We start from the raw sequence: 24,498 nt of genomic DNA, 5'->3' as shown, positions 1-24,498 counted from the left end.
ATTCCGCGATGCGGGCATTCGTATTTCCGGGGCAGGGCGCGCAGGTCGTCGGCATGGGGCGCGAGCTGGCCGAGGCCTATCCGGCGGCGCGCGAGGTCTTTGCCGAGGTGGACGAGGCGTTGGGAGAGAGCCTGTCCGAGCTGGTCTGGAACGGCGACATCGAGACGCTGACCCTGACGCGGAACGCCCAGCCGGCGCTGATGGCGACCTCGATCGCGGCCTTCCGGGCGCTGGAGGCCGAGGGCTTCGGCATCGGGGACGCGGATTTCGTCGCCGGCCATTCCCTGGGCGAATATTCGGCGCTTTGCGCGGCCGGTGCCCTGAGCCTGGCCGATACCGCGCGGCTTCTGCGCCTGCGCGGCCAGGCCATGCAGGAGGCGGTGCCGGTCGGCCAGGGCGCCATGGCGGCGATCCTGGGCCTGGATTTCGCCGCGGTGGACCAGATCGCGCGCGACGCGGCCGAGGGCGAGGTCTGCCAGGCCGCCAATGACAACGACCCGGCGCAGGTGGTGATCTCGGGCCACAAGGCTGCCGTCGAGCGCGCCGCGACGCTGGCCAAGGAGCGCGGCGCCAAGCGGGCGCTGATGCTGCCGGTCTCGGCGCCGTTCCATTCGGCGTTGATGCAGCCGGCGGCGGCGGCGATGGCCGAGGCCCTGGCTGCGGTCGAGATCGCCGCGCCGGCGGTGCCCTTGGTGGCCAATGTCCGCGCCGAGCCGGTGGCCGAGCCCGGCGCCATCCGGCGGTTGCTGGTCGAGCAGGTGACGGGCGCCGTGCGCTGGCGCGAGTCGGTCGAATTCCTGGCGGGCGCCGGCGTCACCGAGTTCTGGGAGATCGGCGCCGGCAAGGCGCTGTCGGGCATGATCAAGCGCATCGCCAAGGATGCCGCGGTCAGGAACATAGGCGCTCCGGCGGATATCGCGGCGCTGAAGGCATGAGGGGGCTCTGCCCCCATCCCTGCGGGATTCCCCCGGGGTATTTGGAAAACGGAGAAGAGCTTGATGTTTGATCTGACAGGCAGGAATGCGCTGGTGACCGGCGCTTCGGGCGGGATCGGCGGTGCCGTGGCCGAGGCGCTCCATGCCGCCGGCGCCACGGTGGCGCTGTCGGGCACGCGCGAGGCGCCGTTGCGCGAGCTGGCCGAGAAGCTGGGCGCGCGGGCGCATGTCGTGACCGCGAACCTGGCCGATGCGGCGGCGGTCGAGGCGCTGCCCAAGGCGGCGGCCGAGGCCATGGGTTCGGTCGACATCCTGGTCAACAATGCCGGGATCACCCGCGACAACCTGTTCATGCGCATGTCCGACGAGGAATGGGCACAGGTGCTGGAGGTCAACCTGACCTCGAGCTTCCGGCTGTGCCGGGCTGTCCTGCGCGGCATGATGAAGGCGCGCTGGGGCCGGATCGTGAACATCGGCTCGATCGTGGGCGCCACCGGCAATCCGGGGCAGGGCAATTACGCCGCTGCCAAGGCCGGGCTGGTCGGCATGTCGAAGAGCCTGGCCTATGAGGTCGCCTCGCGCGGGATCACGGTGAACTGCGTCGCGCCGGGCTTCATCGAGACGGCGATGACCGACAAGCTGAACGACGAGCAGAAGGGCCGGATCCTGGCGCAGATCCCCGCCGGGCGCATGGGTTCGGCCCAGGAAATCGCCGCTGCGGTGCTGTATCTGGCCAGCCCCGAAGCGGGCTATGTCACCGGCGCCACGCTGCATGTCAACGGCGGCATGGCGATGATCTGATGATGGTTTATGCGGGTTGCAAGATCACGTTCCCGTGCTATATCCCGCAAACAAGGCCGCAGGGGAACCGCCCTGGGCTCTGACCGGCAATCGCTGGAACATCTGGGCGGATTGCCCGCGAAAACGAGGAAGAGACATGAGCGATATCGCTGATCGCGTGAAGAAAATTGTCGTCGAGCACCTGGGTGTCGATGAAGAGAAGGTCACCGAGACCGCCTCGTTCATCGACGATCTCGGCGCCGATTCGCTGGACACCGTCGAGCTGGTCATGGCTTTCGAGGAAGAGTTCGGCATCGAGATCCCGGACGATGCCGCCGAGACCATCCAGACCTTTGGCGATGCGGTGAAATTCATCCAGGGCGCGGTCTGATCCAGCTCTGAGCAGCTTTTCGGGGCGGTGCTTTCGGTGGAAGGCGCCGCCCTTTTCCTTGGCTGCGGCGGTTTGACCCAGCGTCGCGGGGAACCGCCGCGCGGCTGCCTTCGTTTCAAGGGCGAACCTGACGAAGGAGAGTTTCATGGCCGTGAATGTCAAAGGGTTGAGCGACAATGCCCGCAAGACCGCGATCGCCGAGCTGAATGCCCGCCTTGCCGATGCGCTGGCGCTGTCGGCGGCGATCAAGCAGGCGCACTGGAACGTCAAGGGCCGCAACTTCATCGCGGTGCATGAGCTGTTCGACACCGTGAAGGCGCGGCTGGACGAGCATGTGGACATGATGGCCGAGCGCGTGCAGGTGCTGGACGGAGTGGCCGTCGGCACGGTCGAGAAGGTGGCCAAGGCCAGCACGCTGAAGGAATACCCCACCGACCTGACCAAGGCCGAGGATCATATCAAGGCCGTCTGCGAGCGGATGCGCGACTATGGCGAGAAGGTGCGCGCCGCCATAGACGCGACCGACGAGGCCGGCGATGCCGATACGGCCGACCTGTTCACCGCCGCCTCGCGTACGGCGGACAAGGATCTGTGGTTCCTGGAAAGCCATCTGGAATAGGCTTTCCGCAGGGTGAACCGGGGCCAGGGCCCCGGTTTGCCGCTTGTGCCGCGGGTTATTTCGGCATCGGCGCGGTGATGCCCTCGACATAGAAATTCATCGAGGAGAGTTCCTCGTCGCTGGCCACTTGCCCCTCGGCCAGCCAGTCGCTTCCATCCTGCTTCTTCAGCGGCCCGGTGAAGGGGTGGTATTCGCCCGCAGCGATCTTGTCCTTCAGCGCCAGCGCCTCCTCCTTGACCTCGGCGGGGACGGCCTCGGTGATCTCGCCGATCTCGACCTCGCCATCGCCGATGCCCAGCCAGACCGAATGCGAGGTCCAGCTGCCGTCCAGCACCTCGCCCACGCGCTTGACGTAATAGGGCGCCCAGTTGTCGATGATCGAGGAAACCCGCGGGCTGGGCTTGAAGGCCGCCATGTCGCTGGCCTGGCCGAAGCCGATGGCGCCGGCCTCCTGCGCCTTGGCCAGCGGCGCCGTGGAATCGGTGTGCTGCAGGATCACATCCACGCCCTCGGCGATCAGCGCGGCGGCGGCGTCGGCCTCTTTCGCGGGGTCGAACCAGCTATAGGCCCAGACCACCTTCATCTCGACATCCGGGTTCACCTTCTTGGCGTGGATATACGAGCTGTTGATGCCCTGGACCACCTCGGGGATCGGGAAAGAGCCGATATAGCCGATCTTGTTCGACTTGGTCATGCGCCCGGCGATGGTGCCCATGACGGCACGGCCCTCGTAGAAGCGGGCGTCGTAGGTGGCGACGTTCTCGGCGGTCTTGTAGCCGGTGGCATGCTCGAACTTCACGTCCGGGAACTTCTTGGCGACGTTGATCGTCGCGTCCATGAAGCCGAAGCTGGTGGTGAAGATCAGCTTGTGGCCGGAGAGCGCCAGCTGGGTGATGGCGCGTTCGGCATCGGCGCCCTCGGGCACGGATTCGATATAGGTGGTCTCGACCCGGTCGCCATATTCCTTTTCGACCGCCTGCCGGGCCAGGTCGTGCTGATAGGTCCAGCCGCCGTCGCCCACCGGGCCGACATAGATGAAGCCCACCTTCAGCTTTTCCTCTTGCGCCAAGGCAGGCAGGGCCGTGCTGGCCACCAGCGCCGCGGCGCTGCCAAGAAGGGTTCTGCGTTTCATGTCATGCTCCTTGCAGGTTGTGGCTATTTTAATGCGTGGAAGGGCCGGCCCAGGCTGGCGGGGGCCGCACCCCCGCCCGAGCGGCCGAATTTCTGCCGGGCCGAGATCAGCACCAGCACGATGATCGTGGCGAGATAGGGCGCCATGGAAAGCAGTTGCACCGGCACAGCGACGCCCGCCGCCTGCAGGCGCAGCTGCAGGACGGTGACGCCGCCGAACAGCCAGGCGCCGGCCAGCGCCCCCCAGGGGTTCCATTGCGCAAAGACCACGATGGCCAGCGCGATCCAGCCGGCGCCGGCGGTCATGCCCTCGGTCCATTGCAGCACCGTGGCGATGGAAATATAGGCGCCGCCCATGCCCGCCAGCGCGCCGCCGAAGCCGATGGCCAGGATGCGCACCCGCCGCACCGGATAACCCAGGCCATGCGCGGCGTCGTGGTTCTCGCCCACCGCGCGCAGGATCAGGCCCGGCCGGGTGCGGGCCAGGAACCACCAGACCGCGGGCACCAGGACGATGCCCAGCCAGATCATCCAGTTCAGTCCCAGGGGGCCGGAGATCATCGCCGGGGCCTTCATCCCCTCATAGGGCTTGCCGAACATCGCGGTCAGGCCCAGGCCGAACAACGTCAGCGCCAGCCCCGTCGCCACCTGGTTCGACAGCAGGAATTGCGTCAGCACGGCAAAGCCCATCGACAGCGCCGCGCCGGCGAGGGCGGCGGCGGCGAAGCCAAGCGCCGGGCTGCCGCTGGCATGGGCGGCGGCGAAGCCGGCCAACGCGCCGGTGATCATCATGCCCTCGACGCCCAGGTTCAGCACGCCGGCGCGCTCGACCACCAGTTCGCCAAGCGCGGCGAACAGGATCGGCGTCGCCGCCCCGAGCAGCAGGATAAAGACGGACAGCGGGTCGATCATGCGCGCCTCCGAATGCGGTAGCGGGTGAGCAGGTCGAAGCCGAGCAGGAAGAACAAGAGCATCCCCTGGAAGACCTGCACCGTCGCCGCGGGCAGGTTCAGCATCATCTGCGCCAGCTCGCCGCCGATATAGGTCAGCGCCATCAAGAGCCCGGCGAGCAGGATGCCCAAGGGGTGCAGCCGGCCCAGGAAGGCCACGATGATCGCGGTGAAGCCGTAGCCCGAGCCGAAGCTTTCGGTGATCTGCCCGGCCGGGCCTGCGACCTCGAAAAGCCCCGCGAGGCCCGCCAGCGCGCCCGAGACGCCCAGGCACAGCGCCACCAGCCGCTCGGGGCGCACGCCGGCGAAACGGGCGGCGCGCGGCGCGGCGCCGGCGGTGCGGATGTGAAAGCCCAGGACATGCCGCGACATGACGAACCAGATCGCCGCCAGGGCCAGCACCGCCGCCACGCCGCCCCAATGCAGGCCTGAATTGGCGATCAACTCGGGGTTCGCGGCGGGGTCATATTGCTGCAGGTTGCGCGAGCCGGGGAAGTTGAAGCCCTCGGGGTTCTTCATCGGGCCGAAGGCCATCCAGGCTGCGATGCGCTGCGCGACATAGACCAGCATCAGCGAAACCAGGATCTCGGACGCGCCGAACCAGTTGCGCAGCATGGCCGGGACCATGCCCCAGGCCCAGCCGCCCGCTGCGCCGGCCAGGATCATCGCCGGGAAGATCCAGAAGGCGTCAAGCGGATAGGCGGCCAGCGCCACCGCGGCGCCGCAGATGGCACCGATGATGTATTGGCCCTCGGCGCCGATGTTCCAGATCCCGGCGCGGAACCCCAGCGCCAGGCCCGAGGCGATCAGGATCAGCGGCCCGGCCTTGACCAGCAGTTGCGGCCGCGAATAGCCGGCGGCGGGGCCGAACAGCGGATCCCAGAAGATGGTGCGGATCGCGGCCAGCGGGTCGAAGCCCATGGCGGCGAACAGCCCGCCGCCGACGATCATCGTGGCCAGCACCGCCAGGACCGGGGTCGCGACCTGCCAGACCAGCGGCGCCGAAGCGCGGGGTTCAAGCCGGAACATGCGCCACCTCCATGCCATGGGCGCCGCCCAGCATCAGCCCGATCTCCTCGACCGTCAGCCCCTCGGTCGGGCGGGGCGCGGACAGCCGCCCCTGGTTCAGGGCGCAGAAGCGGTCCGAAAGCTCCAGCAATTCGTCCAGATCCTGGCTGATGACGATCAGTCCCGCGCCCTGTGCGGCCAGGTCCAGCAGCGCCTGGCGGATGGCGGCGGCGGCGGCGGCATCGACGCCCCAGGTCGGCTGGTTGACGACCAGCACCCGCGGCCGGCCCAGCACCTCGCGGCCGATGACGAATTTCTGCAAATTGCCGCCCGACAGCGCGCCCGCCGCCGTATCCGGGCCGGGGGTGCGCACGTCGAAGGCGCGGATCACCTCTTGCGCGAAAGCGGTGGCCGCCTTGCGGTCGATCAGGCCCTTGCGGATCAGCCCCTGCCGGGCGCCCGCGGTCAGCAGCGTGTTCTCGGCCAGGCTGAATTCGGGCACGGCGGCATGGCCCAGCCGGTCCTCGGGCGCGGCCAGCAGCCCGGCGCGGCGCCGCGCCTCGGGGCCGGCGCGCGACAGGTCGCGGCCTTCCAGCGCGATGGTGCCCGGCGCGGTGGCGGTCTCGCCCGACAGCGCCGAGAGCAGTTCCTCCTGCCCGTTGCCGGCGACGCCGCCGATGCCCAGGATCTCGCCCGAGCGCAGGGACAGCGCGACATCCTTCAGCGCCATGCCCTCGCCGCCGACCGTGGACAGGCCGCGCACCTCCAGCACCGGCGCGGCGGGCTTGCGCCCCGATCGGTCCACCAGCCGCATCTCGGCCCCGACCATCATCGCCGCCAGTTCGCGCGCGGAATGGGCGCGCGGATCGACCGTGCCCACCAGCTTGCCCTGGCGCAGGATGGTGGCGCGGTCGCAATGGCTGCGGATCTCTTCCAGCTTGTGGCTGATATACAGGATCGCCGTGCCGGCCCCGGCCAATTGCCGCAGGGTGGCGAACAGGATCTCGGCCTCTTGCGGGGTCAGCACCGAGGTCGGCTCGTCCATGATCAGCAGCCGCGGGCTCTGCAACAGGCAGCGCAGGATCTCGACCCGCTGCCGCTCGCCCGCGGAAAGGCTGGCGATGCGGCGCGCGGGGTTCAGGGGCAGGCCGTAGCTCTGCGACAGTTCGGCGATGCGGCGCGAGAGTTCGGCGCGCGGCGGCGGGTTCTCCATCCCCAGCGCGATGTTCTCGGCCACGGTCAGCGCGTCGAACAGGCTGAAATGCTGGAACACCATGGCGACGCCGGCGGCACGAGCGGCGCGCGGATCATGCGGCGCGTAGGGCGCGCCCAGCAGCGCCATCCGCCCCTCGTCCGGCCGCACCAGGCCATAGATCATCTTGACCAGCGTGGATTTGCCGGCGCCGTTCTCGCCCAGCAGGGCATGGATTTCGCCGGCCTCGACCGCGAAGGACACATCGTCATTGGCGCGCACGCCGGGATAGGTCTTGCCCAGGCCCTCGGCCCGGAAAACATTGCTCACTGTTGCGCGCCTCGCTGCTTTTTGCGCAAGATTAGCGGTTTTCCGCCGAGGGGCAATTGCACAGTTGGGCAGGTCGCCCCTAGATTGGCGCCATGCCTGAAAATTCTCCCCGATTCATCCACCTGCGCACCCATTCCGAACATTCGCTGCTGGAAGGCGCGGTGCCGGTCAAGAAGCTGGCCGATCTTGCGGCGCAGAACGGCATGCCCGCCGTGGCGCTGACCGACAGCAATGCCCTGTTCGCGGCGCTGGAATTTTCGGTCAAGGCGCAGGATGCCGGCGTGCAGCCAATCATCGGCTGCCAGGTCGCGCTGGCGAGGGATGTCACCGGCCCGGTGGTGCTGCTGGCGCAGAACGAGGCGGGCTGGCTGAACCTGATGGCGCTTTCGACCTGCCTTTACCTGCGCGACGACCATGCCCTGCCGCATGTGACGGTCGAGGAGCTGGAGAGCCATGCCGAGGGGCTGATCTGCCTGACCGGCGGCGCCGGCGGCCCGCTGGGGCAATTGGTGCTGCAAGGCCGGCAGGCCGAGGCGCGCGCGCTGACGGAAAGGCTGGCCGCCGCCTTTCCGACCCGGCTTTACGTCGAATTGCAGCGCCATCACGATGCCGAGGGCCAGCCGGTCCCCGAAGAGGCGGGTTCCGAAGGCGGCATGATCGACATCGCCTATGCGCTGGACCTGCCGCTGGTCGCGACCAATGACGTCTATTTCCCGAAGCCCGAGCTTTTCGACGCCCATGACGCGCTGATCTGCATCTCGGAACGCGCCTATGTCGACCAGACCGCGCCGCGCCGCCGGCTGACCCCGCAGCATTACTTCAAGACCGCCGCCGAGATGGCGACGCTGTTCGCCGACCTGCCCGAGGCGGTCCAGAACACCGTCGAGATCGCCCGCCGCTGCGCCTTCGCGGTCAAGAAGCACAAGCCGATCCTGCCGCGCTTTGCCGATGACGAGGTCGAGGAGCTGCGCCGCCAGGCCTGGGACGGCTTGCGCGCCCGGCTGGCGGTGATCCCGCATTCCGCCCCGGTCGAGGAATACGAGGAACGCCTGCGCTTCGAGCTGGGCATCATCGAGCAGATGGGCTTTCCCGGCTATTTCCTGATCGTGGCCGATTTCATCAAATGGGCCAAGGAACACGGCATTCCCGTCGGCCCCGGCCGCGGCTCGGGCGCGGGGTCGCTGGTCGCCTATGCGCTGACGATTACCGACCTGGATCCAATCCGTTACAGCCTGCTCTTCGAGCGGTTTCTTAATCCGGAACGGGTGTCGATGCCCGACTTCGATATCGACTTCTGCATGGATCGCCGCGAGGAGGTGATCCAATACGTGCAGGAGAAATACGGCCGCGACAAGGTCGGCCAGATCATCACTTTCGGCGCGCTGCTGTCCAAGGCCGCGGTGCGCGACGTGGGCCGCGTCTTGCAACTGCCCTTCGGCCAGGTGGATCGGCTCAGCAAGATGATCCCGGTCGAGGGCGTCAAGCCCGTCAGCGTCACCAAGGCGCTGGCCGACGAGCCGCGCCTGCGCGAGGCGGCCCGCGAAGAGGTGGTCGGCCGTCTCTTGGACTATGCCGCCAAGATCGAGGGCTTGCTGCGCAATGCCTCGACCCATGCCGCGGGGGTGGTGATCGGCGACCGGCCGCTGCACCGGCTGGTGCCGCTTTACCGCGATCCGGCCTCGGACATGCCGGCGACGCAGTTCAACATGAAATGGGTCGAGCAGGCGGGGCTGGTCAAGTTCGACTTCCTCGGCCTCAAGACCCTGACGGTGATCCAGAATGCGGTCGATCTGATCAATGCCGGCGGGCGGCCGCTGCATGTCGCGGCCGACGGCCGGGTGCTCTACGAGCCGGCCAAGGGGGCCGAGAACCAGATCAACGCCATCCCGCTGGACGACAAGCCCAGCTATGACCTGTTCGCCAGCGCCCGCACCGTGGCGGTGTTCCAGGTCGAAAGCTCGGGCATGATGGACGCGCTGCGGCGCATGAAGCCGACCTGCATCGAGGATATCGTGGCTCTGGTCGCCCTATACCGCCCAGGCCCCATGGAGAACATCCCGACCTATTGCGAGGTGAAGAACGGCCTGCGACCCCTTGAATCCATTCATCCTTCCATCGATCACATCCTGGCCGAGACCCAGGGCATCATCGTCTACCAGGAACAGGTGATGCAGATCGCCCAGGTCATGGCCGGCTATTCGCTGGGCGGCGCCGATCTGCTGCGCCGCGCCATGGGCAAGAAGATCGCCGAGGAGATGGCCAAGGAACGGCCGAAATTCGTCGAGGGCTGCAAGCAGCAGGGAATCGACGCGAAGAAGGCCGGAGAGGTCTTTGACCTGCTTGAGAAATTCGCCAATTACGGTTTCAACAAGTCGCATGCGGCGGCCTATGCTGTGGTCAGCTACCAGACCGCCTGGCTCAAGGCCAATCACCCGGTCGAGTTCATGGCCGCGGTGATGAACTGCGATATCCACCTGACCGACAAGCTCGCCGTCTACAAGCGCGAGGCCGACCGGATGGGGATCGAGACCATGCCGCCTTGCGTCAACCGCTCCGAGGCCACCTTCAGCGTCAAGGACGGCAAGATCCTCTATGCGCTCGGCGCGCTCAAGGGCGTGGGCGTCGAGGCGATGAACCTGATCGTGCAGGCCCGCGGCGAGCGGCCCTTTGCCGATCTGCACGACTTTGCCCGCCGCGTGGACATGCGCCGGGTCGGCAAGCGGCCGCTGGAGATGCTGGCCCGCGCCGGCGCCTTCGACGCGCTGGAACCGAACCGGGCGCGGGTGCTGAAATCACTGGACGGGCTGGTCGCCTGGTCGGCGGCGGTGCAGGCGGCGGCGGCCTCCAGCCAGTCCTCGCTTTTCGGCGGGGGCGAGGATCTGCCGCCGCCGCGGCCGGTTGCCGCGCCGGTCTGGATGCCGGCCGAGAAGCTGGCCGAGGAACATGCGGCGGTGGGCTTCTACCTGTCCGGGCATCCGCTGGACGATTATCAGCCGGCGCTGCGCCGCAAGGGGGTGCAGACGCTTGCCGAGGTGACGCAGGCGGCGGCCGACGGGGCGCTGGTGGCGCAACTGGCCGGCACCGTGGCGCATCGGCAGGAAAAGAAATCCGCCCGCGGCACCCGTTTCGCCTTTGTCGGCCTGTCCGACCCGAGCGGGCTTTACGAGGTCACGGTGTTTTCCGACACGCTGGACGCGCATCGCCAGCACCTTGAGCCGGGCGAGAACGTCGTCCTGCAGGTCCAGGTCGAGCCTTCGGGCGACCAGGTCAAGCTGCTGGCGCGCTCGGTCATGCCGTTGGAGCAGGCGGTGGCGGATGCCGGGGCGAACCGGCTGGCGGTCGAGATCGCCGGGCTGGACGCCGTGCCCGCCGTTGCCGAGGCGCTGTCCCGCATCCTGGCCGAGTTGAACGCCCCCGCCCGCGCCCGCGGCCCCATCGCCTTGCGGCTGAAGGATGGCGCGGACCTGGTCGATATCGAGATCGCCGAGGATGCGCCGCTGACCACGCCCGCCCGCCAGGCCCTGCGCGTGATCCCCGGCGTGCTGGAGGTGCTGGAGGAATAGGGGCCGGGTGCGGTGCCCGCATTGTCCCGGCATTCCCGTCCCGGCGTTCCGCAAGCCGGGCCTGCGCGCGGGCGCGCCGGGCTTCAGCTTGCACCATTGCCGGTCGGCAGGCGATGCATCTGCCAGCAACTGTATCTGTCAGGCGACTTGAAGCCCCCATGTTTTGCGCGCTTTGCATAGAGCGTCGACGATCGTGATGAGCTTGCGGGCGACCGCAGTGATGATGACCTTGTGCGGTTTTCCGGCGTCGCGCAGTCGCTGCGCGAAGGCCTTCAGTATGGGGTTGTGATGTGCGGCGACGAGGGCGGCCTGGAACAGGATATGCCGCAGAGGGAGTGTCCTGCATTTTGTGTATCTGGCCGGTCCCATGCGGTTTCAGATACTCAAGCGGCTACGCGAGCGGCGAAGCGCTCGCCGAACGTTATGGCGAACTGGTTGCGGGCCGCAAACCATTCCCGGACGTTGCGGCCATCCTTCTCGAAGCTGCGGATCGCCAGGTAGATCAGCTTGGTCGCAGCCTTGTCCATCAGGAGCGATCCGCGTGCCTTGATGGCTTTCCGGATCACGCGGTTCAGGCTCTCAATGGCGCTGGTCGTATAAACCACCTTTCGGATTGCCGGATCGAAGGCGAAGAACGGGATCACCTCGGCCCATGCCCGGCGCCAGGCCGGGGCAATGGAGGCGTGTTTCCCGGCCCATTTTTCCTCGAAAGCATCAAGCTCGGCTGCGGCCATGTCGGCGGTCGTGGCCCGGTAGATCCGGTGCAGATCGGCTGCCACCGCCTTGCGGTCCTTCCATGAGCAGAAGTTCAGGCTATGGCGAACCAGATGCATCGAGCCATGGGAACGCCACTGGTCCGAGAGACCATGGCGAGGGCAGGTCTGGACCATGGCCTCCGGAAAGGCGGCGGTGATCGCCTCCGGAAAGCCCTTCAGCCCGTCCACCACCGCGATCAGGTGGTCCTGGAGGCCGCGGTTCTTCAATTCGTTCATCGCCGAGCGCCAGAATTTGGCGCCCTCGCTCTCGGCGATCCACAGGCCCAGAACCTCGCGCAGGCCGTCGCGGATGCCCGCGCCCGCAACATCGGCTCTGTCGCGGCGACCGGCATCGGGTTGTCTGCCGCCAGCTCCCGGACAGGGTGTTCGAACCTGCCAGGGGAGATCGCGCCGACCTTCACCCGAAGTTCCGCAGCAGCCCCGCAGGGAGAGCTCCAGAGCGATGAAGCCTTGCAGACCGGCCTTGCGGGCACCAAGCCGCGCGCGGTTCCTGCGCCGAGATCGACTTGCGATGAACGGGCCGGAACCAACCGAGATGAAGCAGGCGCGCAATGCCTTCTGTGTCCCGCCGGTCCGTCTTGACCGGCATGGCCTGCAGAGCGCCCTTCACCTGCCGGGTTTCCATCAACACGACCTCCAGTCCCGCCTCGGTCAGCCCTCGGTGCAGCCATTGCGACAAGGGCCCTGCTTCAAGGCCAATGGCGGCGATGGTGTCCTCTCATTCCCGGATCCGGCGCGTCCGCGCTTCAGGCTCGCTGGCAGCCTGCGCCTCCATCATGAACTTTCCATGTTCGCTGATCACGCAGATAGCGGTCTTTTCCAGCGATACATCCAATCCAGCAAACAACTTCATCCTGTAATCCTCCGCCTGGATCCGATACGGGAACGGCGACAGCTTGCCCCTGATCTTGCAAGCGGTAACGGGTGGCGCGCGACGCAGGCCCCGTCACCGCATCTCAGGGCTCAGGATAGGGGGCGGACCGGCTTGGCGGCCTTTTCCGCGGTGCCGGGCGGCTGGCCCGGTTCGGAGCCCATACCGTCCCAATCAATGCGGGCCAAGGCCGCCATGCGCAAGGCCAAGGCGACGCTGTTTGCAGCAGTTCGCCGCCGGCGTGCCGGCTCCTCACCCCGGGCGGAAGTTTTGCTCGACGACGGCTTCCATGGAGACATGGCTGGAGGTGTTGCTGACATGGGGCAAGGTGGAGATCTTCTCGGCCAGGATGCGCCGGAAATCGGCCATGTCGCGCGAGCGGACCTTCATCAGGTAGTCGCAGCCGCCGGCGATCATGTAGCATTCCTCGACCTCGGGGATGGCGCGGACGGCGGCGTTGAACTGCTGCAGCGCATGCTCGCGGGTGTCGTTCATGCTGACCTCGACATAGGTCACATGGGTCAGGCCCAGCTTCAGGGGCGACAGGATGGCGCGATAGCCGGTGATCAGGCCGATCTCTTCCAAGTGCTTGATGCGCTGCGCCACCGGGGTCTTGGACAGCCCGACCCGCCGCGCTAGCTCGGCGATCGGGATGCGGGCGTTCTGCGTGAGTTCCGCCAGGATCCTGCGGTCCTGCGCGTCCAAGTTCAGGTCCATTCTGAAAATCGCCTCGATTTTGTTCCAACAGCCTAGAAAGTGGCCCATTTTCAGGCGCACCGCCTAGTCGGCATCTGGTAATACTGCCCTATCGAATAAGGAGATCGGCATGATACGTGTCAACCCCACCGAGCTTTCCGGCGCGTTTTCCACCCAGGCGAAATTCGCCGACGAGGCGGAACTGCTGAACCGGCTGGTCGCGCAGGCGGCGCTGAGCCCCGCGGCCCGCGCCGCGATCACGCGCCGGGCCGCCGATCTGGTACGCCGCATCCGCGACGAGGCCAAGCCCACGATGATGGAGCATTTCCTGGCCGAATACGGGCTGTCCACGCGCGAGGGCGTGGCGCTGATGTGCCTGGCCGAGGCGATGCTGCGCGTCCCCGACCGCATGACCATCGACGCGCTGATCGAGGACAAGATCGCGCCATCGGACTGGGGCAGGCACCTGGGCGAGGCGTCGTCCTCGCTGGTCAATGCCTCGACCTGGGCGCTCATGCTGACCGGCAAGGTGCTGGACGACGACCAGGCCGGGATTGCCGGCACCCTGCGCCGCGCCGTGCGGCGGCTGGGCGAGCCGGTGATCCGCACCGCCGTCGGCCGCGCCATGAAGGAGATGGGCCGGCAATTCGTGCTGGGCCAGACCATCGAAGCCGCGCTGGAGCGCGCCAGCAAACGCGAGGCGCAGGGCTTTACCTACAGCTACGACATGCTGGGCGAGGCGGCGATGACCGGAGCGGATGCGGCGCGCTACGACCGCGCCTATTCCGACGCCATCGCGGCCATCGCGAAAGCCTGCACCAAGGGCTCGGTCGAGGAGAATCCCGGCATTTCGATCAAGCTTTCGGCCCTGCATCCCCGCTATGAGGTGGCGCAGGAGGCCCGCGTCATGACCGAGCTGGTGCCGGTGGTGCTGAAGCTGGCGCGGCAGGCCAAGGCTGCCGGCATGGGCATGAATATCGACGCCGAGGAACAGGACCGGCTGGTGCTGTCGCTGAAGGTGATCGAGGCGGTGCTGGCCGATCCCTCTCTGGCCGGCTGGGACGGGTTCGGCGTGGTGGTGCAGGCCTATGGCAAGCGCGCCGGGCAGGTGATCGACTGGCTCTACCAGACCGCCACGCGGCTGGACCGCCGCATCATGGTGCGGCTGGTCAAGGGCGCCTATTGGGATACCGAGATCAAGCGGGCGCAGGTCGAGGGCTTCCCGGGCTTTCCGCTGTTCACCAGCAAGGTCGCGACCGATGTCAGCTACATTGCCAATGCCCGCAAGCTGATCGGCTATGCCGACCGGATCTATCCGCAATTCGCCACCCATAACGCCCATACCGTCGCCGCGATCCTGGAGATGGCGGGCGAGACCCGCTTCGAGTTCCAGCGGTTGCACGGCATGGGCGAGCGGCTGCACGACATCGTGCTGCGCGACTATAACGGTCGCTGCCGCATCTATGCGCCGGTCGGCGCGCATCGCGACCTGCTGGCCTATCTGGTGCGCCGGCTGCTGGAGAACGGCGCCAATTCCAGCTTCGTACACCAGATCGTGGACGAATCCGTCTCGCCCGAGGAGGTCGCACGCGATCCCTTCGAGGCGCTGGCGGACGCCCGCCCGCCGCGCTCGCTGGTGGCGCCCGAGGCGCTGTTCGGCGCCTCGCGCCGGAACTCGACCGGCTTCGACCTGACCGACGAGGAGACCCTTGCGCGTATCTACGCTGCCCGCGACGTGGCGATCCCGGATGCGATGCCGCTGACCGTCTCGGAGCCCAGGGGCAAGATGCAGGATGTGGTCAACCCGGCGACGGGGGAAAGGATCGCCCGGGTGATGATGGTCGATGCCGAGACCGCCGCCCGCGCCATCGAGGACGCGCGCATCTGGGACGCGCCGGCGGAGGAGCGCGCCGCGGTGCTGCGCCGTGCGGCCGATCTTTACGAGGCGCATTACGGCCCGATCTTCGGCATTCTCGGCCGCGAGGCCGGCAAGTCGCTGGCCGATGCGGTGGCTGAACTGCGCGAGGCGGTGGACTTCCTGCGCTATTACGCCGCCGAGGGCGAGAATTGCTCCGATGCCCCGCGTGGCATCGTCGGCGCGATCAGCCCGTGGAACTTCCCGCTGGCGATCTTCACCGGCCAGATCGCGGCGGCGCTGATGGCCGGCAATGCCGTCATCGCCAAGCCGGCCGAGCCGACGCCCGTCATCGCCGCCTATGCCATCGGCCTGCTGCATCAGGCGGGGGTTCCGAAAACCGCGCTGCAACTGCTGCCCGGCCGCGGCAGCGTGGTCGGCACGGCGATGACCTCGGATGCGCGCGTCGCGGGGCTGGTCTTTACCGGCTCGACCGAGACCGCGCAGACCATCGCTCGCACCATGGCCGCGAACCTGGCGCCCGGCACGCCGCTGATTGCCGAGACCGGCGGGCTGAACGCGATGGTGGTGGATTCCACCGCGCTGCCGGAACAGGCGGTGCGCGACATCGTGAACTCGGCCTTCCGCTCGGCCGGCCAGCGGTGTTCTGCGCTGCGCTGCCTTTATGTGCAGGAGGACGTGGCCCCGCATCTGATCGAGATGATCAAGGGCGCCATGGACGAGCTGCGTGTCGGCGACCCCTGGGATCTGACCACCGATGTCGGCCCGGTCATCGACCCCGGCGCGCAAAAGGAAATCGCCGATTACATCGCCGCCAATGCAAACCGCGTGCTGCACAGGCTGGCCGCGCCGTCGCGGGGCTATTTCATCCCGCCGACCCTGCTGAAGGTCTCGGGCATCAATGACCTAGAACGCGAGATCTTCGGCCCGGTCCTGCATGTCGCGACCTTCAGGGGCGACCAGCTGGACCAGGTGATCGCCGAGATCAACGCCCGCGGCTTCGGCCTGACCTTCGGGCTGCACACCCGCATCGACTCGCGCGTGCAGGAGGTCTCGGATGCGATTCATGTCGGCAATATCTACGTCAACCGCAACCAGATCGGCGCCGTGGTCGGCAGCCAGCCCTTCGGCGGCGAGGGGCTGTCGGGCACCGGGCCCAAGGCCGGCGGGCCACGCTATGTGCCGCGCTTCTTTACGCCCGCCGCGCCTGCGGCCTCTGCCGGCACCTGGCAGGGCCAGGCCGACGAGGCCCGGCTGCGCGGCGCGCTGGCCGGCGCGGCCCCGAAGAAGATCGAGGAACAACTGATGCCCGGCCCCACGGGCGAGCTGAACCGCCTGACGGCGCATAGCCGCCCGCCGGTGCTGTGCCTCGGCCCCGGCCCGCAGGCCGTGGCGGCGCAGGTGGCGGCGGTCCAGGCGCTTGGCGGGCAGGCCGTCGGTGCCGATGGCGCGCTGCCCCCCGAGGCCCTGACCCGGCTGCCGCAGCTTTCCGCCGTGCTGTGGTGGGGCGACGAGGCGCAGGGTCGCGCCTATGCCCAGGCCCTGGCGGCGCGCGAGGGCGAGATCGTGCAGTTGATCACCGCGATGCCCGACCTTGCCCATGTCGCGCATGAGCGCCACCTTTGCGTCGACACCACCGCAGCAGGCGGCAACGCCGCGCTGCTGGCCGGCTGACGGTTCGCGGGGGGCCGCTGCGGCCGTTCCCTGAGCCATCGGCCCCGCCGGCGGGGCCGAGGCCGGGCCGGAAAGGACCGCCCGCCGCTTCGCCCGGCACCGGATGGCGCATGAGCGCCTCCGCTTGGCCGCGCTGCCGGGGACGAAGGGAAGGGGCGAGCCGAACATGACGCGGATCACCGACGAATACCGCCGCGCCCGCCCGCAGGGCATCAACCCAGGCCGGGGCGGCCGTGGCGATGGCCGCCGGGCAGGGCAGGGGCTTTGCTCCGCCCCGGATTGCGCGACCGCTTCCAGAGAATAAACCGCCCATGCAGCGCAGGACGCGGCGGCCCGAACTGGGGACGCGATCGCGCCGGCGGGCCTCAGCCCGGACCGGCATGGCCGAGGGGGCGGGACAGTTCATGGCCGCGCTCGGCCAGCCTTGCCGACAGAAAGCCGATCACCGCCCGCACCCATTGCATCACCCGCAGGTCGCGGTGGCAAGTCAGCCAATAGGTCCGGGTCAGGCGGACCCGGTCGGGCAGGACGATCTGCAATTCGGGATATTTCGCGGCGATGTACCAGGGCAGCACACCGATCCCCAGCCCGCCCCGCACCGCCGCCAGCTGGTTGAAGATGCTGGAGCTTTTCACCCCGGCCCGGATCGCGGGATGGATCTCGCCCAGATAGTCCAGGCCGGGGGCGAAGATCATCTCCTCGATATAGCCGACGAAGCGCAGCCGGGGCAGATCCTCGGGGCTGGCGATCGGCGGCAGGCTGCGCAGATGCTCGCGCGTGGCGTAAAGATGCAGCGTATAATCCACCAGCCGCTCGGAGCGATAGGGGCCGCTCGTCACCGGGTCCAGCGTGATCGAGATGTCCGCCTCGCGCCGCGACAGCGACAGCACCTGCGGCATGGTGATGAGTTCCAGCGAGATCAGCGGAAACTCCGCGGCAAAGGCCGGCAGCAGATGGGTGGAAAACAGGCTGCCGAAGCCCTCGGGCATGGCCAGCCGCAGCGGCCGCGTCTGGCCGGTGGCGGCGGATTGCTCCAGCGGGATCAGCCCGGCGGCTTCCTCCATCCGCTCGGCCGCCTCGATCAGGCGCTGCCCGGCCGGGGTCGGCTCGTAGCCGCGGGGATTGCGCTCGAACAGGCGGGTATTCAGCGCCTGCTCCAGCCGGTCGATGCGGCGCGAGACGGTGACATGCGAAGTGCCCAGATGCCGCGCGGCCCGCGAAAGCTGGCCTTCGCGCACAACCGCGAGAAAGAATTGCAGGTCGTCCCAGCTGAGATTGGCCATCTGTTCGAAAACGCACACACCCTGTAAGAAATTAAACCTCTCTGAACACTTGTGTCAAAGCGGAATTGTCGGCATCGTTCGATGCGAGAGGGGCAAGGCGAGAGTCGCCCCCTCGCGGGTAACAGGACAGCATTCCCACCCGGCAGGCAGAGGCGGCCGGCGGAAGGGATGCGCCTTTGGGAGGACATAATGCGAAAGATTCTGCTGTCGACCGCCGCGGTCGGCCTTATTGCCACGCCTGCCCTGGCCGAAATTTCGGACGGCAAGGTCAAGATCGGCATCCTGAACGACCAGTCGGGCGTCTATGCCGATTTCGGCGGCAAGTATTCCTATGAGGCCGCGCGGATGGCGGTCGAGGATTTCGGCGGCACGGTGCTGGACGCGCCGATCGAGGTCGTCACCGCCGACCACCAGAACAAGCCCGACATCGCCTCGAACATCGCCCGGCAATGGTATGACACCGAGCAGGTCGATGCGATCATGGAGCTGACCACCTCCTCGGTCGGCCTGGCGGTGCAGGCGCTGAGCCAGGAAAAGAAGAAGATCACCGTCAATACCGGCGCCGCCACGACGGAACTGACCGGGGTGCAATGCACCCCCTATGGCTTCCACTGGGCCTATGACACCCATGCGCTGGCCGTGGGCACCGGCGGCGCGCTGGTGAAAGAGGGCGGCGACAGCTGGTTCTTCCTGACGGCCGACTATGCCTTCGGCTATTCGCTGGAAGAGCAGACCGGCAATTTCGTCAAGTCGCAGGGCGGCACGGTCGCGGGCGCGGTGCGCCACCCGCTGGCGACGACGGATTATTCCTCGTTCCTGCTCCAGGCGCAATCCTCGGGCGCCAAGGTGATCGGCCTAGCCAATGCCGGCATGGACACGCAGAACGCCATTAAGCAGGCGGCCGAGTTCGGCATCACCGCCGGCGGCCAGCGCCTTGCGGCGCTGCTCTTCACCCTGGCCGAGGTGCATGGCATCGGGCTCGATGCCGCGCAGGGACTGACGCTGACCGAAAGCTTCTACTGGAACCGCACGCCGGAATCGCGCGAGTTCGGTGAACGCTTCAAGGAACGCACCGGCGTCATGCCGAACATGGTCCATGCCGGCACCTATTCGGCCGTCACCCAATATCTCAAGGCGATCGAGGCGGCGGGCACAGACGAGACCGAGGCCGTCGCCGCCAAGATGCACGAGATGCCGGTCGACGACGTCTTTGCCCAGGGCGGCAAGGTCGGGCCCAACGGGCGGCTGATCAAGGATGTCTACCTGATGGAGGTCAAGGCCCCCGGCGACGTGACCGAGGATTGGGACTATTACAACGTCCTGGCCACCATTCCGGGCGACGAGGCCTTCCTGGACCCCGCCGAAAGCGGCTGCCCGCTGGTCCAGTGATGGCGGCGCTTGCTATGCAATCCGAGCCGCGGGTGGTTTTGTCCGCCCGCGGCCTTGGGCGGGATTTCGCGGGTTTCACGGCGGTGAACGATGTCGACCTGGACGTGGCGCATGCGCGCATCCATGCGCTGATCGGGCCCAATGGCGCCGGCAAGACCACGGTCTTCAACCTTTTGACCAAGTTCCTGCAACCGACGCGGGGCTCGATCACGCTGCTGGGCCAGGACATCACCAATACCCGGCCCGACAAGGTGGCGCGGATGGGGCTGGTGCGCAGCTTCCAGATCTCGGCGGTGTTCCCGCACCTGACGGTGCGCGAGAACGTCAAGGTCGCCTTGCAGCGGCCCAACGGGCTCTCGACGCAGTTCTGGCTGCCGCTGTCGGCGCTCGACCGGCTGAACCCGCGCGCCGACGCGCTGATCGACCGGCTCGGCCTGGCGCCATACCGCGACCACCGCGCCGCCGACCTGTCCTATGGCCGCAAGCGCGTGCTGGAGATCGCCACCACGCTGGCGCTGGATCCCGAGGTGCTGCTTCTGGACGAGCCGATGGCCGGCATGGGCCAGGAGGACGTGGCCATGGTCGCGGGCATCATCCGCGACCTCGCCGCCGAGCGCGCGGTGCTGATGGTCGAGCACAACCTGAGCGTCGTGGCCGATATCTGCCACCACGTCACCGTGCTGCAGCGCGGCGAGATCATCGCGGCGGGCGACTATGCCACCGTCTCGGCCGATCCGCGCGTGCGCAGCGCCTATATGGGGTCCGAGGCATGAGCGCGCTGCTGCAAGTCGAGAACCTGCAGGCCTGGTATGGCGAAAGCCATGTCCTGCACGGCGTGAACCTCTCGGTCGCCGAGGGCGAGACCATCTGCATCCTGGGCCGCAACGGCATGGGCAAGACCACGACGCTGCGCACGATCATGGGCATCCTGCGCAAGCGCACGGGCCGGATCGCATTCGCCGGGCGCGACATGATGGCGCTGCCCCTGCACCAGACCGCGCGGGCGGGCCTGGGCTTCGTGCCCGAGGAGCGCGGCATCTTCGCCAGCCTCTCGGTCGAGGAGAACCTGATGCTGCCGCCCCGGGTCGCCGAGGGCGGCATGTCGGTCGAGGAGATCTACGCGCTGTTCCCGAACCTCAAGGAGCGGCGAAACAGCCAGGGCACCAAGCTGTCGGGCGGCGAGCAGCAGATGCTGGCCATGGCGCGCATCCTGCGCACCGGGGCGCGCTGCCTTTTGCTGGACGAGCCGACCGAGGGGCTGGCCCCGGTCATCATCCAGGCCATCGGCGAGGTGCTGCAGAAGCTGAAGGGCCGCGGCATGACCGTGGTGCTGGTCGAGCAGAACTTCCGCTTCGCCGCCAAGGTCGCCGACCGCTTCTACCTGATGGACCACGGCCGGATGACGGCGGAATTCCCCGTGGCCGAGCTGCCGCAGCAGATGGACATGCTGCATCGCGAACTGGGGGTGTGACATGACCATGATCTTCGGCATTCCCGTCCAGGCGCTGATGGGGCAATTGCTGGTCGGGCTCATCAACGGCTCGTTCTACGCGCTGCTGTCGCTGGGCCTGGCGGTGATCTTCGGCCTCTTGCGGGTCATCAACTTCGCCCATGGCGCGCAATACATGCTGGGCGCCTTCGCGGCGCTGCTGCTGCTGACCGTGGGCGGCATCAACTACTGGCTGGCGCTGATCCTGGCGCCGCTTTTCGTCGGCCTGTTCGCGGCGCTGGTGGAAAAGACCATGCTGTCGCGGCTCTACAAGCTCGACCCGCTCTACGGGCTTCTCTTCACCTTCGGCCTGGCCCTGGCGATCGAGGGCACCTTCCGCTATTTCTTCGGCGCCTCGGGCAAGCCCTATGCGCCGCCCGCGCAGCTGACCGGGGCGGTGAACCTGGGCTTCATGTTCCTGCCGATCTATCGCGGCTGGGTGGTCATCGCCTCGCTGGCGGTCTGCATCGCGGTCTGGCTCTTGATCGAGAAGACCAAGCTCGGCGCCTACCTGCGCGCCGCGACCGAGAACCCCACGCTGGTTCAGGCCTTCGGCGTCAATGTGCCGCTGCTCCTGACCCTGACCTATGCGCTCGGCGCGGGCCTCGCGGGTTTCGCGGGGGTGCTGGCGGCGCCGGTCTACCAGGTCTCGCCCCTGATGGGCTCGAACCTGATCATCATCGTCTTCGCGGTGGTGGTGGTCGGCGGCATGGGCTCGATCCTGGGCGCCATCGTCACCGGCTACATGCTGGGCGTGGTCGAGGGGCTGACCAAGGTCTTCTACCCCGAGGCCTCGAACATCGTGATCTTCGTCATCATGGCGATCGTCTTGATCCTGCGGCCCGCGGGCCTTTTCGGAAAGGATGCCTGAGATGGCCGCGAAATCCGGACCCATCCCCACCGACCATGTCGCCGCCCATCCGCGCGCCGGGCAGGCCCAGCTGCTGCTGGTCGCCCTGGCGCTGGCCGGGCTCGTGGTGGCGCCGATGTTTCTCTACCCGATCTTCCTGATGAAGCTGCTGGCCTTCGCGCTCTTCGCCTCGGCCTTCAACCTGCTCTTGGGCTATACCGGCCTTCTGTCCTTCGGCCATGCCACCTTCTTCGGGGGCGCGGCCTATTTCACCGCCCATGCGGTCAAGGTCTGGGGCTGGTCGCCCGAGGCCGGCATCCTGCTGGGCGTCGCCGGCGCCGCCCTGCTGGGGCTGGTGATGGGCGCCATCGCCATCCGCCGCCAGGGCATCTATTTCGCCATGATCACCCTGGCCTTGTCGCAGATGTTCTTCTTCTTCTGCCTGCAGGCGCCCTTCACCCATGGCGAGGACGGCATCCAGTCGGTGCCGCGGGGGCATCTCTTCGGGCTGATCGACCTGAACCGGCCGATGAACATGTATTACTTCGTGCTGGCGGTCTTTGTCCTGGGCCTGCTGATCATCCGGCGCTTCGTGAACTCGCCCTTCGGCATGATCCTGAAGTCGATCCGGGAAAACGAGAGCCGCGCGATCTCGCTGGGCTATTCGGTGCAGCGCTACAAGCTGGGCGCCTTCGTGATGTCGGCGGCGCTGGCCGGGCTCGCGGGCGGCGTCAAGGCGCTGATCTTCCAGTTCGCGACGCTGACCGACGTGACCTGGCAGATGTCGGGCGAGGTGATCCTGATGACGCTCTTGGGCGGCATCGGCTCGCTGCTGGGCCCCATCGTCGGCGCCGGCCTGGTGGTCAGCTTGCAGAACTACCTGGCCACATCCGACTTCCCGGTGACGATCATCACCGGCGTCGTCTTCATGGTCTGCGTCCTGCTGTTCCGCAGAGGACTCGTCGGAGAGTTCTTCGCAACCAGGCTGGGCAGAAAACTCGGGTTCCGTTCCGAATCGTGATGGTGCGGCCCCCGCGCCGGCGGGGGCCATCATGGAGTGTCCGATGGAAAGCTACGACTATATCGTGATCGGCGCGGGCAGCGCCGGCTGCGTGCTGGCCAACCGCCTCAGCGCCGATCCCGGCAACCGGGTGCTGCTGCTCGAGGCCGGGGGGCGCGACAACTACCACTGGATCCATATCCCGGTCGGCTATCTTTATTGCATCGGCAACCCGCGTACCGACTGGGGCTTTCGCACCCAGCCCGAGCCGGGGCTGAACGGCCGCGCGCTGCTTTACCCGCGCGGCCGGGTGCTGGGCGGCTGTTCCTCGATCAACGGCATGATCTACATGCGCGGGCAGGCGGCGGATTACGACCATTGGCGCCAGCTTGGCTGCACCGGCTGGGGCTGGGACGACGTGCTGCCGCTGTTCAAGGCGCAAGAGGACCATTATCGCGGCGCCGACGCCATGCATGGCGCCGGCGGCGAATTGCGGGTGGAAACCGCGCGGGTCCGCTGGGCGGTGCTCGACGCCTTCATGGCGGCGGCCGAGCAGGCCGGCATCCCGCGCACCGAGGACTTCAACCGCGGTGACAACGAGGGCGGCGGCTATTTCGACGTGACCCAGCGCCGTGGCTGGCGCTGGAGCGCGGCCAAGGCCTTTCTGCGCCCGGTGCGCCACCGCCCGAACCTGCGCATCCTGACCGGGGCCGAGGTCGAGCGGCTGGTGATCGAGGCGGGCGAGGTCGCGGGCGTGGTCTTTCACCACCAGGGCCAGCGGCGCGAGGTCCGCGCCGCGCGCGAGACGGTGCTGGCCGCGGGCGCCATCGGCTCGGTGCAGATCCTCGAACATTCCGGCATCGGCCGCGGCGATGTCCTGCAGGCCGCCGGTATCGCGCCGCAGGTCGAGGTGTCCTCGCTGGGCGAGAACCTGCAGGACCACCTGCAATTGCGGCTGGTCTACAAGGTCCGCGGCGTGCCGACGCTGAACGAAAAGGCCTCGCGGCTGATGGGCAAGGCGTCGATCGGGCTGGAATACCTGCTGAAACGCTCGGGCCCGATGTCGATGGCGCCGAGCCAGCTTGGCATCTTCACCCGCTCGGGGCCGGACAAGGCGACGCCGGACCTGGAGTTCCACGTCCAGCCGGTCAGCCTCGACAAGTTCGGCGACCCGGTGCATCCCTTCCCGGCCATGACCGCCTCGGTCTGCAACCTGCGGCCGGAAAGCCGCGGTTCGGTCCATGTTACCGGGCCGGATTTCCGCGCCCATCCGGCGATCCGGCCGAACTACCTGTCCACCGAAGCCGACCGCGAGGTTGCCATTCGCGCCATCCGCCTGACCCGCAGGATCGCCGCGCAGCCCGCCTTCAACCGCTTCGACCCCGAGGAGCATATCCCCGGCATCGCCTTCCAGAGCGATGAGGATCTGGTCAAGGCGGCCGGCAATATCGGCACCACGATCTTCCACCCGGTCGGCACCTGCCGCATGGGCGCCGACGAGGGCGCGGTGGTCGATCCCAGGCTGCGGATGCGCGCGCTCGGCCGGCTGCGCATCGCCGATGCCTCGGTCATGCCGACGATCACCAGCGGCAATACCAATGCCCCGGTGATGATGATCGCCGAAAAGGCCGCGCGGATGATGCTGGAGGATGCCAGGGGCTGAGGCGGCGGGCTGGGGCGGCCCAAGCCCGGCTT

20 protein-coding genes and 1 pseudogene are annotated in these 24,498 nt (G+C 67.8%); 12 read left to right on the top strand and 9 right to left on the bottom strand.

The window, feature by feature from the left end; all coding sequences use genetic code 11:
• The first annotated feature begins 8 nt into the window (after positions 1–8).
• The 4 genes from fabD to dps all read left to right on the top strand — a co-directional run bounded on the left by fabD (position 9) and on the right by dps (position 2,725).
• Complete coding sequence (gene fabD, locus ACNKFW_RS07315) at positions 9–935, top strand: ACP S-malonyltransferase (protein ID WP_024844369.1); 927 nt, start codon at positions 9–11, stop codon at positions 933–935.
• Between the two features lie 63 nt (positions 936–998).
• Positions 999–1,736, top strand: a complete 738-nt coding sequence (fabG, locus tag ACNKFW_RS07310; RefSeq protein ID WP_024844370.1) for a 3-oxoacyl-ACP reductase FabG — start codon at positions 999–1,001, stop codon at positions 1,734–1,736.
• A gap of 136 nt (positions 1,737–1,872) precedes the next feature.
• Complete coding sequence (locus ACNKFW_RS07305; RefSeq protein ID WP_011748063.1) at positions 1,873–2,106, top strand: acyl carrier protein; 234 nt, start codon at positions 1,873–1,875, stop codon at positions 2,104–2,106.
• A 145-nt stretch (positions 2,107–2,251) separates the two neighbouring features.
• Positions 2,252–2,725, top strand: coding sequence for a DNA starvation/stationary phase protection protein Dps (gene dps, locus ACNKFW_RS07300; RefSeq protein WP_024844371.1), 474 nt, complete (start codon positions 2,252–2,254; stop codon positions 2,723–2,725).
• 55 nt (positions 2,726–2,780) lie between these two features.
• Here dps and ACNKFW_RS07295 read toward each other — a convergent pair whose 3' ends face one another.
• The 4 genes from ACNKFW_RS07295 to ACNKFW_RS07280 are packed head-to-tail and all read right to left on the bottom strand — an operon-like array spanning position 2,781 to position 7,336.
• Entirely contained in the window at positions 2,781–3,857 is a 1,077-nt protein-coding gene (locus tag ACNKFW_RS07295) for a BMP family ABC transporter substrate-binding protein (protein ID WP_024844372.1), read from the bottom strand.
• A gap of 23 nt (positions 3,858–3,880) precedes the next feature.
• Positions 3,881–4,768, bottom strand: a complete 888-nt coding sequence (locus ACNKFW_RS07290) for an ABC transporter permease (protein ID WP_024844373.1) — start codon at positions 4,766–4,768, stop codon at positions 3,881–3,883.
• Positions 4,765–5,835: an ABC transporter permease gene (locus tag ACNKFW_RS07285; protein ID WP_147427962.1), complete on the bottom strand. Its 1,071-nt coding sequence runs from the start codon at positions 5,833–5,835 to the stop codon at positions 4,765–4,767. Before ACNKFW_RS07285 ends, ACNKFW_RS07290 begins: the two co-directional genes overlap by 4 nt.
• Entirely contained in the window at positions 5,822–7,336 is a 1,515-nt protein-coding gene (locus tag ACNKFW_RS07280) for an ABC transporter ATP-binding protein (RefSeq protein ID WP_147427963.1), read from the bottom strand. Before ACNKFW_RS07280 ends, ACNKFW_RS07285 begins: the two co-directional genes overlap by 14 nt.
• Positions 7,337–7,428: 92 nt before the next feature.
• On the opposite strand from ACNKFW_RS07280, the gene dnaE reads away from it, so the two are divergent.
• Positions 7,429–10,899, top strand: a complete 3,471-nt coding sequence (dnaE, locus tag ACNKFW_RS07275) for a DNA polymerase III subunit alpha (protein WP_147427964.1) — start codon at positions 7,429–7,431, stop codon at positions 10,897–10,899.
• 138 nt (positions 10,900–11,037) lie between these two features.
• Here the strand turns inward: dnaE and ACNKFW_RS07270 are convergent, their stop codons facing one another.
• From ACNKFW_RS07270 to ACNKFW_RS07255, 4 genes and pseudogenes are all read right to left on the bottom strand, one after another.
• A complete protein-coding gene (locus tag ACNKFW_RS07270; protein ID WP_036765689.1) occupies positions 11,038–11,268 on the bottom strand; it encodes a hypothetical protein in 231 nt (76 codons plus the stop codon).
• 14 nt (positions 11,269–11,282) lie between these two features.
• Positions 11,283–11,969, bottom strand: a pseudogene (locus ACNKFW_RS07265) (IS256 family transposase); the annotation flags it as partial.
• Between the two features lie 424 nt (positions 11,970–12,393).
• A complete protein-coding gene (locus ACNKFW_RS07260; protein WP_256233568.1) occupies positions 12,394–12,528 on the bottom strand; it encodes a hypothetical protein in 135 nt (44 codons plus the stop codon).
• Positions 12,529–12,798: 270 nt separating this feature from the next.
• On the bottom strand, positions 12,799–13,263 hold the full coding sequence (locus tag ACNKFW_RS07255; RefSeq protein WP_024844378.1) for an Lrp/AsnC family transcriptional regulator: 465 nt from the start codon (positions 13,261–13,263) through the stop codon (positions 12,799–12,801).
• Between the two features lie 109 nt (positions 13,264–13,372).
• On the opposite strand from ACNKFW_RS07255, the gene putA reads away from it, so the two are divergent.
• Positions 13,373–16,792 carry a bifunctional proline dehydrogenase/L-glutamate gamma-semialdehyde dehydrogenase PutA gene (putA, locus tag ACNKFW_RS07250; protein ID WP_024844379.1) on the top strand — a complete coding sequence of 1,140 codons (3,420 nt, stop codon included), beginning with the start codon at positions 13,373–13,375 and terminating at the stop codon, positions 16,790–16,792.
• 365 nt (positions 16,793–17,157) lie between these two features.
• Here the strand turns inward: putA and ACNKFW_RS07245 are convergent, their stop codons facing one another.
• Positions 17,158–18,075, bottom strand: coding sequence for a LysR family transcriptional regulator (locus ACNKFW_RS07245; protein WP_418024102.1), 918 nt, complete (start codon positions 18,073–18,075; stop codon positions 17,158–17,160).
• Positions 18,076–18,264: 189 nt separating this feature from the next.
• On the opposite strand from ACNKFW_RS07245, the gene ACNKFW_RS07240 reads away from it, so the two are divergent.
• From ACNKFW_RS07240 to ACNKFW_RS07215, 6 genes are read left to right on the top strand one after another with little or no spacing between them, the layout of a single operon-like run.
• Positions 18,265–19,464: an ABC transporter substrate-binding protein gene (locus ACNKFW_RS07240; protein WP_147427966.1), complete on the top strand. Its 1,200-nt coding sequence runs from the start codon at positions 18,265–18,267 to the stop codon at positions 19,462–19,464.
• The gene (locus ACNKFW_RS07235) at positions 19,464–20,237 is read left to right on the top strand and encodes an ABC transporter ATP-binding protein (protein ID WP_024844382.1); all 774 of its coding nucleotides are present in this window, start codon (positions 19,464–19,466) and stop codon (positions 20,235–20,237) included. Before ACNKFW_RS07240 ends, ACNKFW_RS07235 begins: the two co-directional genes overlap by 1 nt.
• Positions 20,234–20,935, top strand: coding sequence for an ABC transporter ATP-binding protein (locus ACNKFW_RS07230; protein WP_024844383.1), 702 nt, complete (start codon positions 20,234–20,236; stop codon positions 20,933–20,935). The genes ACNKFW_RS07235 and ACNKFW_RS07230 overlap by 4 nt, the downstream gene beginning before the upstream one ends.
• A 1-nt stretch (position 20,936) precedes the next feature.
• On the top strand, positions 20,937–21,824 hold the full coding sequence (locus tag ACNKFW_RS07225) for a branched-chain amino acid ABC transporter permease (RefSeq protein ID WP_024844384.1): 888 nt from the start codon (positions 20,937–20,939) through the stop codon (positions 21,822–21,824).
• A gap of 1 nt (position 21,825) precedes the next feature.
• Entirely contained in the window at positions 21,826–22,824 is a 999-nt protein-coding gene (locus tag ACNKFW_RS07220) for a branched-chain amino acid ABC transporter permease (RefSeq protein WP_147427967.1), read from the top strand.
• Positions 22,825–22,867: 43 nt separating this feature from the next.
• Positions 22,868–24,466 (top strand): GMC family oxidoreductase, encoded by a 1,599-nt coding sequence (locus ACNKFW_RS07215; protein ID WP_147427968.1) that lies wholly within the window; start codon positions 22,868–22,870, stop codon positions 24,464–24,466.
• Positions 24,467–24,498 lie beyond the last annotated feature (32 nt).

Source organism: Paracoccus sp. TD-10 (assembly GCF_048270675.1).
Taxonomy (GTDB): Bacteria; Pseudomonadota; Alphaproteobacteria; order Rhodobacterales; family Rhodobacteraceae; genus Paracoccus; species Paracoccus pantotrophus.
The sequence above is the reverse complement of the archived record's forward strand: the minus strand, read 5'-3'. Positions and strand labels throughout refer to the sequence as shown.

Bases quoted from the DNA above. Each gene is read 5' to 3' on its own strand.
- ACNKFW_RS07295 (WP_024844372.1), bottom strand. From the start codon at position 3,857: ATGAAACGCAGAACCCTTCTTGGCAGCGCCGCGGCGCTGGTGGCCAGC.
- ACNKFW_RS07240 (WP_147427966.1), top strand. From the start codon at position 18,265: ATGCGAAAGATTCTGCTGTCGACCGCCGCGGTCGGCCTTATTGCCACG.
- ACNKFW_RS07255 (WP_024844378.1), bottom strand. From the start codon at position 13,263: ATGGACCTGAACTTGGACGCGCAGGACCGCAGGATCCTGGCGGAACTC.
- fabD (WP_024844369.1), top strand. From the start codon at position 9: ATGCGGGCATTCGTATTTCCGGGGCAGGGCGCGCAGGTCGTCGGCATG.
- ACNKFW_RS07270 (WP_036765689.1), bottom strand. From the start codon at position 11,268: ATGGGACCGGCCAGATACACAAAATGCAGGACACTCCCTCTGCGGCAT.
- dnaE (WP_147427964.1), top strand. From the start codon at position 7,429: ATGCCTGAAAATTCTCCCCGATTCATCCACCTGCGCACCCATTCCGAA.
- ACNKFW_RS07245 (WP_418024102.1), bottom strand. From the start codon at position 18,075: ATGGCCAATCTCAGCTGGGACGACCTGCAATTCTTTCTCGCGGTTGTG.
- fabG (WP_024844370.1), top strand. From the start codon at position 999: ATGTTTGATCTGACAGGCAGGAATGCGCTGGTGACCGGCGCTTCGGGC.
- ACNKFW_RS07260 (WP_256233568.1), bottom strand. From the start codon at position 12,528: ATGAAGTTGTTTGCTGGATTGGATGTATCGCTGGAAAAGACCGCTATC.
- ACNKFW_RS07305 (WP_011748063.1), top strand. From the start codon at position 1,873: ATGAGCGATATCGCTGATCGCGTGAAGAAAATTGTCGTCGAGCACCTG.
- ACNKFW_RS07285 (WP_147427962.1), bottom strand. From the start codon at position 5,835: ATGTTCCGGCTTGAACCCCGCGCTTCGGCGCCGCTGGTCTGGCAGGTC.
- putA (WP_024844379.1), top strand. From the start codon at position 13,373: ATGATACGTGTCAACCCCACCGAGCTTTCCGGCGCGTTTTCCACCCAG.
- dps (WP_024844371.1), top strand. From the start codon at position 2,252: ATGGCCGTGAATGTCAAAGGGTTGAGCGACAATGCCCGCAAGACCGCG.
- ACNKFW_RS07290 (WP_024844373.1), bottom strand. From the start codon at position 4,768: ATGATCGACCCGCTGTCCGTCTTTATCCTGCTGCTCGGGGCGGCGACG.
- ACNKFW_RS07235 (WP_024844382.1), top strand. From the start codon at position 19,464: ATGGCGGCGCTTGCTATGCAATCCGAGCCGCGGGTGGTTTTGTCCGCC.
- ACNKFW_RS07215 (WP_147427968.1), top strand. From the start codon at position 22,868: ATGGAAAGCTACGACTATATCGTGATCGGCGCGGGCAGCGCCGGCTGC.
- ACNKFW_RS07230 (WP_024844383.1), top strand. From the start codon at position 20,234: ATGAGCGCGCTGCTGCAAGTCGAGAACCTGCAGGCCTGGTATGGCGAA.
- ACNKFW_RS07225 (WP_024844384.1), top strand. From the start codon at position 20,937: ATGACCATGATCTTCGGCATTCCCGTCCAGGCGCTGATGGGGCAATTG.
- ACNKFW_RS07220 (WP_147427967.1), top strand. From the start codon at position 21,826: ATGGCCGCGAAATCCGGACCCATCCCCACCGACCATGTCGCCGCCCAT.